Source organism: Paenisporosarcina quisquiliarum, assembly GCF_027563315.1.
In the GTDB taxonomy this organism is placed as follows: Bacteria; Bacillota; Bacilli; order Bacillales_A; family Planococcaceae; genus Paenisporosarcina; species Paenisporosarcina quisquiliarum.
Window position 1 is genome coordinate 90,654 of the sequence record NZ_JAMKBJ010000006.1, and the last position, 20,015, is coordinate 110,668.

Sequence of the window (20,015 nt, forward strand, 5' to 3'; positions counted from 1 at the left end):
GATGACGACGAAAAAAGTGTGGTTACTGGCGATGGTATTTGGCGTAATTGCGACGATATTGATGTTTGTCCTGTTGATGGAGACGCCAGATCCAGCTGCCCAACCGCCGACCGCATCAAAAGACAAGGAAAAAGAAACAGAACAAGTTGCAAAAACAGATGAAGAGGAAGATGTAGAAGACATCTTAAAGGTTTCTTCAGGCAAACGTGCGATGACCATTGAGGTAACGGACGTTCAAGGCGTAGCCGGAATGATTCGTCCGGGTTCCTCTGTGGATGTCATTGCTGTGATGGAATCTCCGGAAGAAGATTCACAGAAATCAAAGCATGATTCTGCGACGATTCTGTTGCAGAACGTAAATGTTTTAGCCATTGGACACGCGGCAGACGATGAAGATGCGAAGAAACGCTATCAGATGGTCACGCTAGAAGTCACACCGAGAGAAGGTCTGGTCCTTGGCTTTTCTACGAGATATGAACTGTATCTCATGCTTAGACCTGAAGGGGACGATCAGCTAGCACCTGAAAAGACGCATGTTCATGAAGATGAATTACACGAAGGGGTGACTAAGTAATGGTGACCATCCTATCAATTCCTGAAAGCACGGAATGGATTGCCTTAATCAAGAAAATGGAGGACTCAGAACTTCATGTGAATTGGGTTGCAAACGAGATGAGGTTAATGGAACAACTACAATCCGTTCAACCATGCATTGTGTTGCTGCCCTACTCCAGTACGTATAATGTGTACGATCTTAGTTCCCTCATTTCACAAAAGTACCCATTAACATCGGTGCTGCTCGCATTTCCAACAGAAGAAGATTTGGATATGAAACGTGTTCTCCGAGCGGGAGCAGATGATGTGCTATTTGTTTCTTCACCCCTTTCGAAAATAAAAGAAGATCTCTATCTCGCGACTGAAAAAAGTGCCAGCAAGTGGTTACAACAAACTCCCATCAATCCACCACAAAATGGAAAGGTCTTTACCGTGTGCAGTACCAAGGGCGGTATTGGAAAAACAACAGTCGCTGTCAATCTGGCAGTAGCCTACGCAAAGAAAATGATGAAAGTGGCCGTTGTTGATTTAGACCTTCAGTTCGGGGATGTGGCCATGTTTTTAGATGTAAAGCCGAAGCAATCCATCTATGAATGGGTGAAAGAAGATCCAGAAGGGGAGCACATCGAGCGGTATATGACCCCTTATATCGATGGCTTATCGGTTTTAGCTGCCCCTCCACGACCTGAGTTTGCGGAAGTGATTACAGGCAATGATGTAAAAAGGGCAATTTGTCAGTTGAAACAGGAATATGACGTGGTGATCATTGATGTATCCAGCCATATGAATGAAAATGTTCTTGTCGCGCTCGAGCATGCGGATGAAATATTAGTCATGACGTATCTTGATTTGCCCACATTAAAAAACAGCAAGCTCTTGATCGATACATTGGTTTCCTTGGAGTTAGGGGAACGAGTGAAAGTCGTGTTAAATCGACAGTCAAAGGAAAAAGGAATCACAACAGCTATGGTTGAAAAGGTGCTAGGGAGAGAAATTGATGCTGCCATTCCAGTAATGGATAAAGCAATGCTCACAGCTGTCAATGAAGGGAAGCCTTTATGCTACTCCAACCCGAAATCTCCAGTTGCGAAACAAATTTTCCGACTGACAGAATCATTATATAATCCGGACAGCGAGACGCTGATCAATAAGAAAAAAAGCCGATTGAAAGAACGGGTAGGGGGACGTAGGTAATGTCCTTATTAACACGTTTAGGTGGGAATCAGAAGCTACCGGAAATCAAGGAAGAAACGGCTATTAAACCATCCAGCACGAGTAGTCAGTCAACCGAATTGCAAATACGACTCCATAATCTTCTCGTTGCAGAGTTGAAAAAACCTGTTCATCAAAAAAAGGATATTGAACCACTGATCGAAATGTACACGGATGATTTTTTACTGGAGGAAGGAAGTCATCTGTCGTTCGAGGAAAAGAAGCGAATGAAACATGATGTGATACATGAACTGACAGGATATGGTCCTATCTCACCGCTTCTTGCGGATTCTTCGGTTACAGAAATCATGGTCAATGGTCCAGATGCTGTTTATATAGAAGTGAACGGAAAAATAGAAAAAACGTCCATTCGATTTCGCGATCATTTGCACGTGCTTCGCGTAATTGAAAAAATAGTTGCTCCACTCGGACGAAGAATCGATGAAAGTGTGCCATTGGTGGATGCCCGATTGCCAGATGGTTCTCGCGTCAATGCCATTATCCCGCCACTCGCACTCAATGGACCTACGATGACCATCCGGAAATTTTCAACAGTCCCATTTTCGATTAATGATTTGTTGAGAATGGGATCATTAAATGACCAGATGGCAAATTTCTTAAAAGCAGCAGTGGAATCAAAGCTTAATATTTTCATTAGCGGGGGAACAGGTTCCGGTAAGACGAGTACACTGAACGTCATCTCCTCGTTTATACCGAAAAATGAGCGTGTGTTGACGATTGAGGATGCGGCAGAATTAAAACTTTCACAGGAACATGTGGTTGCGCTAGAAGCACGGCCACCAAACATTGAAGGGCAAGGCGAAATTACGATTCGCGATCTTGTGCGAAATGCCCTCCGCATGCGGCCTGATCGAATCATCATCGGAGAGGTCCGAGGCGCAGAGACACTCGATATGTTGCAGGCTATGAACACGGGGCATGAGGGAAGCCTTGGAACAGGCCATGCAAACTCCCCAAGGGACCTACTTGCAAGGCTTGAAACCATGGTGTTGATGGCAGGGTTTGACCTGCCTGTCAAAGCCATTCGCCAACAAATTGCAGCGGCGCTTGATCTGATTGTGCAACAAGCACGAATGAAGGATGGCACAAGGAAGATTACACGAATTACCGAAGTGTTAGGTTTAGAAGGGGATACGATCGTCCTTCAGGATATTTTCATTTACAACGAACGGAGAATGTTATCCTCTGGGAAGCTAGATCCAAGCTTTAGTTCCACGGGGATTCTCCCAAATTGCATCGATAAACTGACTCATGCAGACCCAAATATAAAAGGCTTTTTTAAGGAGGAGTGGAGATGACACCACTTCTTCTAATTGGCTCCTTTCTTCTGACGACTGCTCTATTCAAAATGGTTGTTACCGACATAGCGAATAAAGGGAATTATGAGAAACGGTTAAAAAAGTATGTTGTTTACGAAGAGAAAGTCCAAGAGAAAAAAGATCTGCCTGGCAAAAACTCGCGACTAAAGAAAGTGAGTAACGGGATTGAGAAGCTTATTAACCTGACAAAACACCAGCAGTTACTTATTCAGTCCGGTGTAAAACTCTCACTCGGCGAGTTGTTTCTTAGCAGAGTCATGTTCACCGTAATCTGCATGTCAGTCGGTCAAGTCTACAACATGCACCTAATTCTAATTCTATTATTAGGTATTATTGGTTTTCAGGTACCGATCCTATATGTAAAGAAAAAACGCACAAAGCGTCTACAATTCGCTTCAGCCCAACTCGGAGAAGCACTCGGGACGATGGCCAATGCCCTGAGAGCAGGATTCAGTTTTATGCAAGCAATGGATTTAGTAGCGAACGAAATTGGCGAACCACTTGGACCTGAATTTCTGAAAGCCTTACAAGAAATCAATTTCGGACTCCCGGTCGATGTGGCATTTATGAATTTGATTGAACGATTACCGGATAAAGAGCTTGAAATCGTGTTAAATACCCTTATTATTCAACGGTCCACTGGTGGGAATTTAGCCTATTTATTCGAAACCATGCAGGAGACCATTTTTGATCGATCACGAATACGCAATGAAGTGAAGACCCTGACGGCTCAAGGGAAGTTGTCTGCCATTATTATTACGATTCTGCCAATCGCACTTGCCATCTACATTAAACTCGTAAACCCAAAGTACATCCAACTCCTATTTTCGCATCCGCTAGGGTGGGTCATGGTGATCTACGGGTTCATCAGTCTAGTCGTGGGATGGGTGGTTATTAATAAAATTGTTCATTTTGAGGTGTAGGCTGTGATTGTTTTAGTTACTTTTCTATTTACTTGCCTATCTTTCTTTTTCTTCATTGGAGCCCTATTAACGCATATCTATAAGAAACAAATTGCCATCAGGAAAAGAATTGACGCGTACTTTCCGATTGAGGAAGTGGTGCCTGATAAAAGTCGTAGAAATCCAAAGTATCTTCTCCTCATGAAGAAGATTAATGACCGAGTCAAGCGCGTGATTGACCAGGCAACAAAAGCTTCTAAGAAGAGGGATTTGGACCAACGACTGAGAGAAGCAGGTTATCCTCTCGACTTATCGCCCACGGATTTTAAATTTCTCCAGCTGCTCATTGGGGTTGTGTTGTTCACGATTGTCTGTTTGTTACTAATCAGATTGGATGCGAACTTCATTTCTAGTATGATGGTTGCGGGGATTTTGGCAACGCCAGGCATGTACTATCCGTCCTTCTACTTAAGTGTCTTAATCAAAAAGCGCCGACGTGACATACAAAAATCGATGCCGGATTTTTTTGATATGGTCAACTTGTCCATTGAAGCAGGGATGGGCTTGGATGCTTCCATCCTAAAAGTTTGCCAGCATACAAAAGGTCCGTTAGCAGAAGAGTTTTTACTGACACTCGAAGACATGAAACTTGGTAAATCCAGAAGGGAAGCTTACGCAGATCTACGAAATCGTGTTCCAGTCCCACCTTTTCAAACCATTATCACCTCGCTGATTCAAGCCGATATGCTTGGTGTCGGAATGGCAAAAGTCATCCGTACATTAACCGTGAAAATAAGAGAGCAACGAACCCAAATGGCGAGGGAACAAGCGATGAAAGCCCCGGTTAAGATGATTTTTCCGATGTTGCTTTTTATTTTTCCAGTGATTTTTATCGTGATGTTGGGTCCGATGGTTATTTATTTGATTGAGTCGGTTTTGTAGGTTTTGCAGGGTACCTGTGCAACGCACAATTCAGAATATACACGACAATTGTATGCTTAATTACAGAAATGCTGAGAACAATAGGTTATCCCAAGCAGACGCCGCATAAAAATACGTTGTTGTAAATTGTCATAATTTAAACGGTGCCACCCATGAAATTATAAATATGTATTGCTGATTAAAATTCCCCATATACGACACAAAAAATCGAAGTGAGAAAGCCACTTCGATTTTTTGTTTTCTCACAATCTTTACATTTTACATAAGCGATTAAAATGTTAACAAAGTAACATGAGACATCAGAACAGACTTGAGTGTCCCTCACTAGTCACAGTGGAGGGATTTAGGATGATACTAGAGGAATGAAATTATTCTAATGTTTCTCCATTTTACTTCTGATAATCATTGCAAAGAAGTTGAAATTGTCGCTTAATCAATTGAAGAGCTTTCGACTAAGTGGTATTCCTTTAAAGCGGAAGGATTTTCTTCGAAAATTTGTAAGAGTCGAGACGAAGATCCACTTGGTTTATTAATTCCTCTTTCCCAAGCTTCTATGGTTTTTGTTGATACACCCATCACTTCAGCAAATGCTCGTTGACTGAGATGAAGTGTTGATCTGATTTTCTTTATAGTGTCTTCATTATAATCATTGATGGCAGTTATTTTATATTTTTTTACGCGAGCTGCTTTTTCATCACCTTTGCTGTATGCTTCGGCTTGTTTTAAACCCTTCATAATATCATTAAATAAATCATTATTATTCATCATAATCACCTTTTGTTTATAAGTTTTCTTCAATAATAGTCACAACTTTATCAATTTGTTGTTTCTCTAAATTTGTCAGATTTTCTTGGTCTTTCTTTAAAAACACGGTCAATAAAAAGAGGATTTTCTTATGTGGAAAATCGACATATACTATGCGTGTATCTCCACTTTTGCCTCTTCCTTCACGTGCGAAGCGAGTTTTGCGTACTCCCTTTTTTGTTAAAGTGACACCTTGAGAAGGATCAAAGAGGAGATTATCTTGTAGTTTACGCAAGTCTTCCTCTGTTAATCCAAACTTTTTCCATGTTGAATCGAAATGTTGCGTAATAATGAACAAGCGTTCCATATTCATTCAGCCAACTTTCACATGCATTAGAGTATTATTTTTATTTATCATACCCTATTAAATAGGGTATTTCAAGTCTCTGAAAAGTAGGTCTAATAGCGGAAGGATAGCTACTTTCCTAGCAACTTCATATCCAAGCTTCTTCACTTAATAGAAGAGCTATTTTCTTGTCCTCTTCAATGGCTTGCCGGTAAAGCTGACAATATAAACTATAGTTATGGCGTGTTTGATTGATACCCGCTGGAAGAAAGGTCGGGAGCAAATCCAGCTCAATCCATGGCTTAGGTGAAGGTTCGTTTAAACAATACAGTGGGAAAGAACTATATGGATAGTCTGCTAAGCTTTCGACCATTGGCTTTTTCGTCTCGATCGGATTTCGATAGATATAGCTACTTACGGCAAGAAGGGCCAACGGTCCATCAGCTTCCTTCGAATAGTAACGTTTTTCATAGATGCGACCGACATGGTTATATTTTTTGGAGTAGTAATCACTATAGCGACGGTTAATACGTGCCATAATTTTATCTAGAGGAACTTCTGGAGAACGGATGAGCAGGTGATAATGGTTTGTCATGATGCAGAAGGCAATAACCGTGAATGAATAACGTTCGCGCGCTTCATCAATCGTACGGAATAGAGCAAGCATGTCCTCATGTGTAGTGAAAATTCGTTGACGGTTGTTGCCACGCATTATGACGTGGAACCAGCCAGCTGGGTGCCAATTGCGTTTTCGTCGCGGCATCACCTTCCTCCTCGCGACAAGGATGAAGTTTTCATTTTCCATTCAATCACTTTAGCAAGATGTTCATCTGAGACAGATTCAGTGCCTGACAAATTCGATTTGATAGGTATAAATGTGGACAATCTTTCACCAGCTTTCTTCTATTTACTAGAATCATAGCGAAAGTAAGTGCTCAAACGCAAGGGCCCCTAAGGTTGAGCGATACTTAAGACAATCGTCAAAATTGAATTTTGCTCGTTTAGGAGGGGTCAAAATTGAATTTTGAGGACTGTAACGGGAGAAAACAGCTATACAAGTAGGGAAAAAATTTTATTTTGAGGTATTTACATATTATTTTAACGTGGGTGGCACCTTTTAACCCAAAATGCACAGGTACCAAAAGGGGAAATGGTGCCACCTAATTGTCTGACCGTGTGTGTACACATTTTAAATAAACTTGTTTTTGTTGTGACTTTTTCACTATATAATCAAAAATAAAGATAGATTACAGTTTCGGACTTTTTGGAGGCAGAGGAACAATGAAAACTTTTTTATGGAGCCTTGGGTTTGTGGGTTTAGTAGCGAGTATTGTCTGGAGTTTTAAACAGATGCCAGAGGTGCATGTGGCGATGACGGATGATTATTTTGCAGCGTTTGAACAGGAGTCGCAACGTATCGTCAATCATACAGATGGCGTTGTGGAGTTGATGTGGAATCACACTGGCTCCCATATGGAAGTTAATCTATATGTAGATAATGACTTTTGGGCCACTTTGAGTGAGGCGGAGCAGTTGGCATTAGCCGAAGTTATTGGGGATGATTTACATGAAACCATCGAAGAGCCTATGATTGTCGATTTCCGCTTAGAAACTGGAAGAAATATTGTGGTTGAGGGGAGTCTGTATGGGGATTATACGGTTATTAAGTGAGAGTTTTGAGACTCTTGAAAGGTGTCGACGAACATGCAAACTGCTCTAGTGAAGGCATTAATAGCTCTCGCGATTTACACAGCCATCGTGCTGATTTTAGCTTTATTTGGTCTGAATGAAAACATGCCTTTCGATTTTTGGTTATTTCCCTTACAGATCATTATCATACTAGACCTAGGTCATCCCCTTGAATCCTTCTCACCAGAAAGAGAGTTACTATCCCTAATTGTAAACGTTCTATTCATCTATATGGCGCATTTCTTATCCAGCCTGCCAAAACAAAAATACATAAGAGTCATCCTAAACACTTTAACAGCGACAATAGTCGTTGGATGGTATTTGTTCCTTATGTTTGTGATGGTAGCAGTCTCAGCGGGTTAAACGTGGGTGGCACTTTTCACCCCAAAATGCACAGGTACCAAAAGCGTAAATGGTGCCACCCATAGCTTTGTATTGCTCTCCATCAATTGTTTAGGCGTAAGTAGTTATGTTACCCTTATTTATAGAGTGATGTAGGAAATGGGTGACGTACAATGGTCGGAAGAAATGATGCCTGTCCTTGTGGGAGCGGGTTAAAATATAAGAAGTGTTGTGGCAAAACGAATGTTGTGAATCTATCAGTTGTGATTGATGGGGAACTCGAACGCATTATGGAAGGATTCGCAAACGAGGGACTGAGTTCACGTGCATACGGCGAAATGGATGTACGCGTACGAAAATGGATGTCAGAACTTCGATCAATATTTGAACCGGATTTGATTGAAGCGATCTCGATGGATAGTTACTATTATCTGGAGCATGCAGACATATGGACGGGCTACTTGGATAAACAAATTGCAAAACAGCGCAGACAGCAAGTCATAAATGTGTTGAAGGATTGGAGACATCCTTTCTTAATGCTTGGTAAAATCACTGGGGTGCAAGGTGACCGATTGGTCGTGCGGGACGAGCTAAGAAATGAAGACTATACAATGCCCGGCGGAGATTTGAAGTCTGTTATTGGAGAATGGTTATTTGGCATTGTGCTACTTGACCCTCGAGAAGGCGAGCGGGGTCTGGTCGGAACAAGTGGTATTGTGTTCATCCCAAAATCCAGATCTTCTTTAGTTGAACAATTGATCGGAAAGATGAAAGCGAAAAACGTAGACTATCTGGATTTGTATACTTCATTCGGTCGCGCCGAAGCTCAATTTTCATTCACGCCTTTCCAAAATAGAATCATGCATATGGCTGCGCAATATATGGATCAGTACGATCATGATAAAGAAATGGTAGAGAAATTATTGAGTGCTTTTTTGCTGGAACATGGCGTTAAAGCGAAGAAACCGGAAGCTGTGGCTGCTGGAGCCATTCAAGTAGCTTATGAATTCGGGCTGGTGAGTCCTGTTTACTCAACGATGAAAGGTCTCGCGACATATTTTGGCGTATCATCTGCTACCGTCTCGAAGTATAGAGACCAAATCGGCGATTTCTTGGTAGAAGCAGCTTCAACGCATTCAAATGAACCGCCAGTCATTTTAATGGATATGGGGACAGATCCGCGTGGAACAGAGCGTTTCATGTGGGAAATGGCGATGCGCGTAAAGCATCAAGCCTTTGATTCCATAGAAGAGATCAACAAGTTTATGCAAGGCAAGATGAAAGAAGCGTATGAGCCTGCAAATGAAGACGAACGTGTCCAGCTTCTATGCTATCGCGCCTATGAAGCTGATTCCGAAGAGGACCGCATTAAGCTTATGAAGATGGCAGCCGATATTAATCCTGAAAATGCTGATGTCCATTTGCTTATGGCTGAACAAGAAACGAATCCACTCGTCGTTGAAATTCACTTGTTAAAAGCGATTCGTTCAGGCGAAAAACAATTTGACCAACAGTATGAACATCCTTGGAACTACGTTTTGAACCGTCCTTATATGCGTGCACGTTTTGCCTATGGGACTTGGTTGATGACACAGCAGAAAGCTGATGAAGCAGCCGACCAATTTAAACAACTCATGGATCTTAATCCTAGTGATCAGCAAGGAGCAGGCTGGTTGTTGGCAGGTGCCTATGTGAAGTTAGGACTTTATGATGATGCGCGTGAATTGCTACGCGGCATCACGTCAGGACAAGATAATGCAGTGTTAGAGTATATGAATATTCTCATCAACAAACTGGAAAACAAAGAAGATGATATGTCGGTCTGGTTGCGTGCGGAAAAATTGAATCGCCATGTGAAGAACATGCTCGCAGAGGGTCGAAATCCTGGATTATTCCCTAGATCGATTGCCATTGAACCAGGAAATGAAGATGAAGCGAAGTTAATTTATTGGATGTTCCATTGGGTAATGGCGTAAAAAAGGAGTTAAGTGACAAAGTCACTTAACTCCTTTTTTTATGCGCATCACTTTTCAAAGTAGAGATTCTTTCGTGATTCTTCAAGAATAGGACTTTGGAAAGATTTTTTTACTTAGAATAGGTTGTTTAGTCATATCTACTAAAGCTATATATCAATTATTGTGCTGAAAAAACGAATAAATTTAACCATAAAATAAATCAATAATCTCTCACATTGGATGATATGATATTTATAATGTTAGGAATAAACAGTTAAATGATGGGTTAGGGGATAAAGGGATGATGCGTGTAGTTATGTTGTGGCACAAAGGTTGTTTGTGTTATCAGAAAGCGTTGTTAAATGGGACACTCTGTCCTAACCTAAGAATCACGATTATCAATAAAATTGAAATGCATAGTAACAAGTTAAATCAAGCGAGAAAGTCTTATAAATTTATGAAGAAAAGTAGAATCAGTGGGAACTTTGAAGAATTAGAATTAGAGAGCTGACGGTTACCTCGTCGGCTTTTTTTATTACCTTAAAAGGTCACTATTATTCAATTTTCTTGAAAAAAGGAAGAAATATTTAGCTACCGAAATTTTATTTTCGACAGCTTGATTACTAAATATCGATTGTTCATTCTTTCTTTCTATCACCGCAAAGATAAATTAGAGTGCAGAAAAGTGATGGAATAGAGGGCTACTCTATGCTAGTCAAATTGAGCTGGTAATCTTTGATACACTTTAAGTTCCCAAGTACTTATCAATAAAGCGGTCGAAAGAATCACCGCAAATCCCATCCAATGTCAACAACGGTAATGGTAAAATTATCATTATCATGTAATTCTGTTAAAGAACGGTATATTTGAATTGTGATGGATGAAAAAGGAGGAAGAAAGATAAATGAAGAAAATATTTTATATTTGTATCATGTTTTTTCTGTTATCAGCTTGTTCTAATAGCAACAAAACAAAAGAATCCGAACAGGATGATGAGGTTGGTGAGCCTATTGTAGAAACTATGAGCCAATCGAATCATAAAGAAATACATATGATAAATAATGTTGCTGTCGGGATGGCTTTTTCTGATTTAGTACACTTAATTCCCGACTACGCAACCATAGAACTGAAAGAATTTAATTTAAGGGACTACCACTTTCGATTCGAGGGGCAACAATGGACCTTTAACGAAGATGGGATTCTGTCTTTTATATTAGCCTACGGTAATGGAATAAGCTTGGACGATAAGGTTAAGGTAGGAGATTATTCTGATGCAATATTAGCAAATGTAGGTGAACCTTCCATCAAAAAGGATGACTTCTTTAGCTATGATTATGGTTCCTATGAATTACAATTTTACCTATCAAATGACAATGTAGAAGATATACGTATGATTTTACGGACTGCACTTGAAGGAAGTGTAAGTGATAAACAATTACTAAGTAAGTATTATAAACAATACTTAGTTTCAAATTCAGTATCCATATCCGAGAAAGAAAAGGAACCCCTATCAAAGGAAATCTCTGACGTAATCTCGGAGGAGGTATCAGAGAAAGAAATGGCATCAGTACAATCAGAAAATGACATCACGGAGGAAACCTCAGACTCCGCAAATGCATATTCACCTAATGAATCTACGAAAGATGCAGGTGAAAACAGCAATACGGTTCAGCAGAATGGAAAATCATTTACACGAGAAGAGTTAATCGACATTGCAATTGAAGTAGAACAGACGTTTACTCTTTATCAACAAACCGTTTATGGAAATCATGAACAATCCATTACCGAAAAAAGAGATATTCTACAAAAGACTTATAAACAGAATGATTTTTGGAATAAGGGATTAGAATTAGAAGAGTCGGTCTTGAATATTGAAGAGAGAGATATGGATATTTATGAATTTGTTATGAAATACATGGATGCAGTTGACTCGGCTTGTTCTTTCCAAATTGTAGCGTATAACATGATGGTGAGCGGAGATGGTTCTGAAGAGGAAATCCAAGCAATTGAAAAACTCGCTAGGGAGGAATCAGGAAGAGCAATAGAAGTTTATGAACAAGGCAAAAGAAATGTGAAAATTTATTAAGAGTAACGCTAGGAACTATCTATGGGCATTATCGGAAAGCCAATCAAGGGAAATGCAGAATAAAGTGGATAGTATATTGACTAACTTAAGAATATGACATGGTTAAACCCCCTAGTATATAGATACGATGCTTGGGGGGTTCCTAAATGTAAAAGGATTGGCTTGACCAGTAGACATTTTTGTTTCACCTTAAATAATTAAGGCTACCCCATCACCTCATCCCGAATTTTTCAGCAATTTATTAAAGGGAAGTTTGGTCGTTTCCCGCATGAAGACACAAGCCAATGCAGTTCGGGGAATATCTTTGCGACGATTTACCGCAGGAGCATTTTCAAGTTTCGAAGCTATCGTAGCGATGCAGAAGCAGACTGTCTGCAAAGTTTCCCCAAATCTTGTTCTCCAACAATAGCTTGGATTACACAGAAGATACTATTCTTCTGAATGTTCAAACTACTAGTTGCTGATTATCTATTTTTGAAGTAAAATTTACATGTATTGCAAACGTTTGCATGAAGAGTATTTTTTTTCATTGAACATGTAAGCGCTTTCCGTCGAATTGTGCAAACGGTTTCACAACAGAAATGTTGTTCCAAATCTAACCAAAGAGAGGAAGTATAACGAAATTCAATCTACTGCTCTATTAAAAAATAAGGAGGAAATGATGAGTGAGAATAGCTAAAGATATTAAACGCAAATTATCCATGTTTATCGTTTCATTTCTGTTGTTGAGCTTATGGCTGCCGTTTATACCAGCTCAACAGGCATATGCCACAGGTTCAACTGAGACCGCTGTAAATGAAACAGCGGAAACTTCGGATCGTCATGTGCGTTTTACGTACATTCGCGAAGACCAAACGTATGGTCAGTGGAATATTTGGGCCTGGAATACAGGTGTGAAAAATGATCAAATCAATTTTGAGTCGTATGAAGGTGGCGTGGCAACCGTAAATATTGCCGTTGCTCCTGAAACCGAGCAATTCGGGTTTGTTCTTCGTAGTACGGAAGAATGGGAAACAGCACAAAAAGAGTTTGGGGATCGTTTTATTCAAGTAAACAAGAACGATTCACTGACTAAAGCGTATATTACGAGCGGTGTTGAGCAAATTCGCATCGTGCCAGATGGTTCTGCTCCGGTCATTGATAAAGGGAATGCTACATTCTATTATCGCGACAAGGCTCTTTTTGCTAATGATGAAATGGATTCGATTGAAAAAGTCGAGTTAAAGTTTAATGGGCAAACAAATGAAATGACGTATGAGCCAGCGAATGAAAGATTTGTATTTTCATATGAAAACATTCCAAATGGTGAAACGCCATATACATTCCTTGTCACTAAAGGTGGCGTTACAACTGAAGTTACGGATCCATACAATACAATTGATGGAGTCTCAAAAATTGACTTCAAGCAAGCGGATTTGACGGTTTCTGGATCAGTGGAACCTGCAGCGATTATTTATAATCAAAACGCTGTTTTATCAGTTGATATTCAAGGTTTAACCGACGATGTGACAATCAGCAAAATCACTGCAGATGTTTCATCTTTAGGTGGGTCAGCTAATCTTGAAATTGATCCGTCCTTAAAAGAAATCGCTCTTGCAGTAGACGATGACACAACTGCTGGCATCAAAACGATTCCATTAACAGTCGTAGATTCTTATGGAAACACGTATGAAGGAACAGCAGAAGTAGAAGTGAAGACGAGACAATCGACAGGAACATCTGATTTTGATTGGGACGAGTCTGTCATTTACTTCATGTTAACAGACAGATTTTTTGATGGAGATTCCTCTAACAACGACCCTTACGACATGAACTATGATACGTCTAAACGAGGGACGTACCAAGGCGGGGACTTAAAAGGAATTACGAGTAAACTAGATTATCTTGATAATCTTGGTGTAAATACAATCTGGATCAGTCCAGTGGTAGAAAATATCAAATATGATGTCCGTTCTGTTGAAACAGGCACGTCTGATGAGCCTTATTACGCCTATCATGGCTACTGGGCAAACAATTTCGGGAAATTGAATCCGCACTTCGGAACGATGGAAGATTTCCATGAACTAATTGATGCTGCACATGACCGTGATATGAAAATCATGGTGGATGTTGTGTTGAATCATACGGGCTATGGGTTGAAAGAAATCGATGGAACGATGGCAAACCAACCTGCAGGTTTCCCAACAGATGAAGATCGTTCAAGATTCAGTGATATGGTCCGTCAAGGAGCAGACATTGGAACTGATGAAGTAGTTGGTGAATTAGCTGGACTTCCTGACTTAAAAACAGAAGATCCTGCCGTTCGTCAGCAAATCATTGACTGGCAAACGATCTGGATTGACCAAGCGACAACTGAAAAAGGAAACACAATTGACTACTTCCGTGTAGATACAGTGAAGCATGTAGAAGATGCTACATGGATGAAGTTCAAAACTGCGCTAACTGAAAAGAAACCTGACTTTAAGATGATTGGAGAAGCTTGGGGTGCAAATGCAAACAATACCCTCGGTTACCTAAACACAGGAACGATGGATTCTTTACTAGACTTTGAGTTTAAGAATACAGCACGTAACTTCGTGAATGGTCAATTGAAAGCTTCGAATGAAGCACTTGTTGACCGCAACGGAAAAATTGATAATGCCGCTACATTAGGCCAATTTTTAAGCAGCCACGATGAAGATGGATTCCTTCATTCATTAGGTGGCGATGAAGGCAAGTTGAAAGTTGCCGCATCTTTGCAAGCTACGGCAAAAGGACAACCAGTTATTTATTACGGGGAAGAACTTGGATTAAGTGGAGCCAACAATTACCCGCAATATGATAACCGCTATGACTTTGCGTGGGATCAAGTCGAAAATAACGATGTATTGGAACACTATACAAAAATTCTTAACTTCAGAAGTGAGCATTCCAAAGTGTTTGCAAAAGGGGAAAGAACGTTTGTAGGTGGGTCTGATAAAGATAAGTTCCTCTTATTCTCTCGTGAGTATCAAGATCAATCGGTTTACGTCGGATTGAACGTTGCGGAGGATGCAAAAGACGTAACGTTAACAGTAGATTCGGCAGATGCAGTTGTGACCGATTACTATTCAGGAGAAGTTTATGAAGCAAATGAAGCAGGAGAAATTAACGTAACACTTCCTTCAAACGCTGACGGCGGTACTGTCTTGTTGACAGTTGAAGGTGGCAACATTACCGGTGCGGCTGCTACTGGTGACGGTGGAGATGCAGTGGAACCAATTCCGGCAAACTCCATTCGTATTCACTATAATCGAACAGACAATGTGTACGACAACTATGGTGCTTGGTTATGGAATGATGTCGCTTCACCTTCAGCTAACTGGCCAGTAGGTGCAACGATGTTTGAGAAAACGGACAGCTATGGGGCTTATATTGACGTACCATTAGCTGAAGGAGCGAAAAATATCGGCTTCCTTGTGATGGATATCACGAAAGGTGACGCTGGTAAAGATGGTGGAGACAAAGGCTTTACGATTGCGTTACCAGAAATGAATGAAATTTGGATTCAGCAAGGTTCAGATAAAGTGTACACATACGAACCGGTTAAATTGCCAGAAAATACGGTCCGTATTCACTATACCCGTGATAACGCGGACTACGAAAACTTTGGCATATGGAACTGGGGCGATGTAGTAGCTCCTTCTGATGGTTGGCCAGCAGGTGCAGTCGATTTAGACGGAACGGATCGATATGGCGCATATGCGGATATTGAGCTGAAAGATGGCGCGAAGGATATTGGTTTCCTCATCGTCAATCAACAAACGCAAGAAAAAGATGCAGGCGATAAATCATTCAATTTATTGGATAAGTATAATCACTTATGGATTAAACAAGGGGATGATAACGTCTACATTTCCCCATATGAAGAAGTGGCATCAGGGATTGTATCGGGTGAAGTGATCTCTGAAGATACGATTTTACTAGGGTATACGATGACTGAAGGATTAACAGCTGACAAACTCAAAGCTGATTTGGTCATTAAAGACGTGGATGGTGCGGATGTACCTGTTGAAAGTGTCGAAATTACTGGCACAACGACAGTTGAAGTAAAAGCAACATTTAACTTAGACAAGCTTCCATTGTCCATTACGTATGCAGGCAGAACCGTTTCAGCATCTTCAGGCTGGAGAATGCTTGATAAAATGTACGCTTACGATGGTGATGATTTAGGTGCAACATACAACAATGGCAATGCTACATTGAAATTATGGGCACCAAAAGCGAGCAAGGTTGTGGCGAACTTCTTCGATAAAGAAGATGCTTCAGCTCCAATCGGTACTGTCGAGTTAACGCTTGGAGAACAAGGTGTCTGGTCTAAAGACATCAAAGCAAGTGAACTTGGTGTAGCAGATCTTAAAGGCTACTACTATCAATTCGAAGTAACAAATGATGGCGTCACGAAAAAAGTATTAGACCCTTATGCGAAGTCAATGGCTGCCTTTACTGTAAATACAGAAGGCAATGCGGGTCCTGACGGAGATACGGTAGGGAAAGCGGCGATTGTCGATTTAAGCGGCACGAACCCTAAAGGATTCGGTCATGCGTCGATCGATGGGTATGAAAAGCGTGAGGATGCGGTGATTTACGAAGTTCACGTTCGAGACTTTACGTCAGATCCTTCCATTGAAAAAGATTTGAAATCAAGATGGGGCTCTTATAAAGGGTTTATCGACAAGCTTGATTACATTAAATCTTTAGGTGTAACACATGTTCAATTACTTCCGGTCATGGCTTGGTATTATGGCGATGAAACGAAGATGGGCGAACGCGAACTCGAGTATTCAGCAGGCGGCAATGAATACAACTGGGGCTATGACCCTCACAGTTACTTCTCGCCAGACGGTGCGTATTCAGAGAATCCAGAAGACGCAGAACTGCGCGTAAAAGAGTTAAAAGAATTAATCGATGCGATTCATGATGCGGATATGGGTGTGGTATTTGACGTCGTATATACGCATATGGCAAAAGCTAGTCAATTAAATGACATTGTGCCAAATTACTACGCGTATCAAGATGCTAAAGGCAACTTCCTTGGTGGCTTTGGTAACAACTTGGCAACAAGTCACACAATGGCTGAAAAGCTTATGGTTGATTCCGTGAAATATTGGTTTGAAGAATACAAGATTGATGGCATGCGTTTTGATATGATGGGCGACGCAACGTATCCATCGATTCAAAATGCGTATGATGCAGCCGCTTCCGTAAATCCAGACGCTTTATTTATTGGCGAAGGCTGGAGAACATTTGCTGGACATTTAGCTGATCCAACACTAGCAGGAATGGGTGCTGACCAAGATTGGATGGATAAAACGGACGATGTAGGTGTATTCTCTGACGAAATTCGTAATGAATTGAAATCTGGGTTCGGTTCTGAAGGTGAGCCAAGATTCCTTACAGGCGGCTCGAGAAATATTGATACGATTTTCAACAACATTAAAGGACAGCCATCGAATACGGCTGATGATGATCCGGGCGATATGGTCCAGTACATCGCAGCGCACGATAACTTGCCTTTATATGATGTTATTGCACAATCCATTAAAAAGGATCCGGCAATTCCAGAAAACAACTTGGAGATTCACAAACGTATCCGTATCGGAAACTCCATGATTTTAACTTCACAAGGTACGGCTTTCCTTCACGCTGGTCAAGAGTATGGCAGAACGAAGCAGTGGTTAGGTGAAGGTGTACCTGAACAGAAATATCATGAATTGAAAGATACGGACGGGAAGACATTTGGCTATTTCGTCCATGATTCCTATGACTCTTCAGATGCCATCAATAAATTTGATTGGCAAAAAGCAACAAACAGACAAGCGTATGAAGTCAATACGTTAACACGAGCTTACACAACGGGATTAATCGAGTTAAGAAAATCGACAAATGCTTTCCGTTTAGGTGAAAAAGCGCTGGTTGATACAAACGTATCTCTACTTGATTTCCCTGAAATGAATGAGTCCGACTTAGTCATTGCATACGAAAATATCTCAACGGATAAAACGGGCAATTACTACGTATTCGTCAATGCAGATAACAAAGCACGTACATTAACTTTAGGGGAATATGATTTCTCTGATGGCGTTGTTTTAGTAGACAATGATGAAGCGGGCACACATCCGGTATCTAAAAAAACAGGCTTTAGCCTAACAAAAGAAACGATGACGATTGATCCCTTAACAACAGTTGTCATTAAATTGAATCGAAAAGCGACGGAAGAACCGAAAAATAGTGGTGGGAACAATGGCTCTCATCCTACGCCACCACCTGCACCTGGAAAACCACACACAATTGTGCTTCCAGCTCATGCAGCAGAAGTAGTGAAAGCGAAAAACCCTTCAGGAATGATTGAAGTCGTAACTAAAATTGTTCCTGAAAAAGTAACGGAAATCGTTAATGCCATTACGGCGGACAAATTTGTGGTAGCGCTGATGTTAGAAAAACCGACTGCAGGAGAAGTGGCAAAAGCACAAGCACCTGGTCGTTTATTTACTGAAGCGTTCAAGAAGAACAAACAAGCTCAGATCGAGATTCAAACAGATGAAGCAAGCTACAAGCTGCCAGCATCTGAAATAAATGTTGCAGAATTAGCTAAAAAGCTCGGTGTGGCTGAAAGCGAAGTTCAAATCACTGTAGCAGTAAATGTCGTGAAAGCGCCATCGACAAAAGTGAAAATGGTCTCCAACGCCATTGAATTCCACGTCGAAGCGATAGCTGGAGATAAGAAAGTGACAATTACGGTATTTGGTTCGTTTGTTGAAAGAGAAATTGTCGGCAATCAAGAATTCAATCCGAAAACGATGGTCGCCGTGAAGTTCAATGAAGATGGAACATTTACTTCACTTCCAACGGTCTTTAACGGCAAAATCGCAACAGTGATGTCACTGACAAACTCAACATATGCGATTGTTGAAAACAACCAAACCTTCCCAGATGTTAACAACATTAACTGGGCAGAAGAATCAATAGAAAAGCTGGCTTCAAAATACATCATTAAAGGGAAAGCAGACGGAACATACGCACCAGCAGAAGACATTTCCCGTGCAGAATTTACCGTATTATTGGTACGTGCATTAGGACTTCCGGCAAAAGCGTATAACAACAGCTTCTCAGATGTAAAAGGAACAGAATGGTTCAATGCTAATGGTGAACTAATGGCTGCCGTTCAACACGGAATCATTCAAGGAAAAGCAGACGGAACATTCGCTCCAAACGAAAAACTGACGCGCTCACAAGCAGCAGTCATGATCTCAAGAGCAATGGAACTGAAATTCCTGAACTTTGACCCAGCAAAATTGGATTCTACTATGAAATTAGGAGACTTCAAAGATGCCAACCAAACAGCGAACTGGTCGAAAGCAGGCATCGAAACCGTCTACCAAGCGGGTATCATGGATGGTAAAGGTAACGGTACCTTCGATCCGAATGGCTTCACAAAACGTGATCAAATGGCGAAGATTTTAGCTAAGTTTTTGGAGATTAGTGGGTTGATGGATTAATCTCTTTTGAAGATAATTGGTTATCGAAGAGGAAAGAATAGTATTGAAAAAACACATCCAATCTGTTGATTGGATGTGTTTTTGAGGAAATGGAATTTAAATTATAGAAAAAAGTGTAAGTTTCTAAAAAGCAAAGAGCAGTCGGTAATAATTTGAAAGATTCCATATTGGTTTCGTTTATTTGGCAATCATCTGATGTTGTCTATATTGAGATCCATCAATAAATCCTAATATTTTAGTCCTCTTTTTAAAAAGAAAAAATACATTCGAATTCCATAAGAGTAATATTTAAAAGAATGTTGAATAAAAGTGAAAAAATCACATAAATTATATTTTTAAATGTATATTTGTAATCAATACACGGTATAATGAATAAACAAGTGAA

At 40.6% G+C, this 20,015-nt stretch carries 13 protein-coding genes; 10 read left to right on the plus strand and 3 right to left on the minus strand.

Going from position 1 to position 20,015, the window contains the following annotated elements:
- Position 1 precedes the first annotated feature (1 nt).
- From cpaB to M9R32_RS16075, 5 genes are read left to right on the plus strand one after another with little or no spacing between them, the layout of a single operon-like run.
- Positions 2-574 carry a Flp pilus assembly protein CpaB gene (cpaB, locus tag M9R32_RS08770; RefSeq protein ID WP_269926360.1) on the plus strand — a complete coding sequence of 191 codons (573 nt, stop codon included), beginning with the start codon at positions 2-4 and terminating at the stop codon, positions 572-574.
- Complete coding sequence (locus tag M9R32_RS08775) at positions 574-1,749, plus strand: AAA family ATPase (protein ID WP_269926361.1); 1,176 nt, start codon at positions 574-576, stop codon at positions 1,747-1,749. The genes cpaB and M9R32_RS08775 overlap by 1 nt, the downstream gene beginning before the upstream one ends.
- Positions 1,749-3,086, plus strand: a complete 1,338-nt coding sequence (locus M9R32_RS08780; RefSeq protein ID WP_269926362.1) for a TadA family conjugal transfer-associated ATPase — start codon at positions 1,749-1,751, stop codon at positions 3,084-3,086. The genes M9R32_RS08775 and M9R32_RS08780 overlap by 1 nt, the downstream gene beginning before the upstream one ends.
- Complete coding sequence (locus M9R32_RS08785; RefSeq protein ID WP_269926363.1) at positions 3,083-4,030, plus strand: type II secretion system F family protein; 948 nt, start codon at positions 3,083-3,085, stop codon at positions 4,028-4,030. Before M9R32_RS08780 ends, M9R32_RS08785 begins: the two co-directional genes overlap by 4 nt.
- A 3-nt stretch (positions 4,031-4,033) precedes the next feature.
- Entirely contained in the window at positions 4,034-4,951 is a 918-nt protein-coding gene (locus tag M9R32_RS16075) for a type II secretion system F family protein (protein WP_269926364.1), read from the plus strand.
- A gap of 429 nt (positions 4,952-5,380) precedes the next feature.
- Here the strand turns inward: M9R32_RS16075 and M9R32_RS08795 are convergent, their stop codons facing one another.
- The 3 genes from M9R32_RS08795 to M9R32_RS08805 form a co-directional block, all read right to left on the minus strand.
- Positions 5,381-5,716, minus strand: a complete 336-nt coding sequence (locus M9R32_RS08795; RefSeq protein ID WP_269926365.1) for a helix-turn-helix domain-containing protein — start codon at positions 5,714-5,716, stop codon at positions 5,381-5,383.
- 16 nt (positions 5,717-5,732) lie between these two features.
- Entirely contained in the window at positions 5,733-6,068 is a 336-nt protein-coding gene (locus M9R32_RS08800; protein ID WP_269926366.1) for a type II toxin-antitoxin system RelE/ParE family toxin, read from the minus strand.
- 121 nt (positions 6,069-6,189) lie between these two features.
- On the minus strand, positions 6,190-6,804 hold the full coding sequence (locus M9R32_RS08805) for a transposase (protein ID WP_269926367.1): 615 nt from the start codon (positions 6,802-6,804) through the stop codon (positions 6,190-6,192).
- A 587-nt stretch (positions 6,805-7,391) separates the two neighbouring features.
- On the opposite strand from M9R32_RS08805, the gene M9R32_RS08810 reads away from it, so the two are divergent.
- From M9R32_RS08810 to M9R32_RS08830, 5 genes are all read left to right on the plus strand, one after another.
- A complete protein-coding gene (locus M9R32_RS08810; protein WP_269926368.1) occupies positions 7,392-7,712 on the plus strand; it encodes a hypothetical protein in 321 nt (106 codons plus the stop codon).
- 33 nt (positions 7,713-7,745) lie between these two features.
- Positions 7,746-8,093 (plus strand): hypothetical protein, encoded by a 348-nt coding sequence (locus tag M9R32_RS08815; RefSeq protein WP_269926369.1) that lies wholly within the window; start codon positions 7,746-7,748, stop codon positions 8,091-8,093.
- Positions 8,094-8,245: 152 nt separating this feature from the next.
- Positions 8,246-10,048: an SEC-C metal-binding domain-containing protein gene (locus M9R32_RS08820; RefSeq protein WP_269926370.1), complete on the plus strand. Its 1,803-nt coding sequence runs from the start codon at positions 8,246-8,248 to the stop codon at positions 10,046-10,048.
- A gap of 883 nt (positions 10,049-10,931) precedes the next feature.
- Positions 10,932-12,113 (plus strand): hypothetical protein, encoded by a 1,182-nt coding sequence (locus M9R32_RS08825; protein ID WP_269926371.1) that lies wholly within the window; start codon positions 10,932-10,934, stop codon positions 12,111-12,113.
- A gap of 701 nt (positions 12,114-12,814) precedes the next feature.
- Complete coding sequence (locus M9R32_RS08830) at positions 12,815-19,630, plus strand: pullulanase (protein WP_272508321.1); 6,816 nt, start codon at positions 12,815-12,817, stop codon at positions 19,628-19,630.
- The last annotated feature ends 385 nt before the right edge of the window (positions 19,631-20,015 follow it).

Excerpts from the sequence above, each read along its gene's own strand:
- M9R32_RS08810 (WP_269926368.1), top strand. The coding sequence starts at position 7,392 with ATGCCAGAGGTGCATGTGGCGATGACGGATGATTATTTTGCAGCGTTT.
- M9R32_RS08830 (WP_272508321.1), top strand. The coding sequence starts at position 12,815 with ATGTTTATCGTTTCATTTCTGTTGTTGAGCTTATGGCTGCCGTTTATA.
- M9R32_RS08785 (WP_269926363.1), top strand. The coding sequence starts at position 3,083 with ATGACACCACTTCTTCTAATTGGCTCCTTTCTTCTGACGACTGCTCTA.
- M9R32_RS08780 (WP_269926362.1), top strand. The coding sequence starts at position 1,749 with ATGTCCTTATTAACACGTTTAGGTGGGAATCAGAAGCTACCGGAAATC.
- cpaB (WP_269926360.1), top strand. The coding sequence starts at position 2 with ATGACGACGAAAAAAGTGTGGTTACTGGCGATGGTATTTGGCGTAATT.
- M9R32_RS08820 (WP_269926370.1), top strand. The coding sequence starts at position 8,246 with ATGGTCGGAAGAAATGATGCCTGTCCTTGTGGGAGCGGGTTAAAATAT.
- M9R32_RS08800 (WP_269926366.1), bottom strand. The coding sequence starts at position 6,068 with ATGAATATGGAACGCTTGTTCATTATTACGCAACATTTCGATTCAACA.
- M9R32_RS08805 (WP_269926367.1), bottom strand. The coding sequence starts at position 6,804 with ATGCCGCGACGAAAACGCAATTGGCACCCAGCTGGCTGGTTCCACGTC.
- M9R32_RS08825 (WP_269926371.1), top strand. The coding sequence starts at position 10,932 with ATGAAGAAAATATTTTATATTTGTATCATGTTTTTTCTGTTATCAGCT.
- M9R32_RS08795 (WP_269926365.1), bottom strand. The coding sequence starts at position 5,716 with ATGAATAATAATGATTTATTTAATGATATTATGAAGGGTTTAAAACAA.
- M9R32_RS08775 (WP_269926361.1), top strand. The coding sequence starts at position 574 with ATGGTGACCATCCTATCAATTCCTGAAAGCACGGAATGGATTGCCTTA.
- M9R32_RS08815 (WP_269926369.1), top strand. The coding sequence starts at position 7,746 with ATGCAAACTGCTCTAGTGAAGGCATTAATAGCTCTCGCGATTTACACA.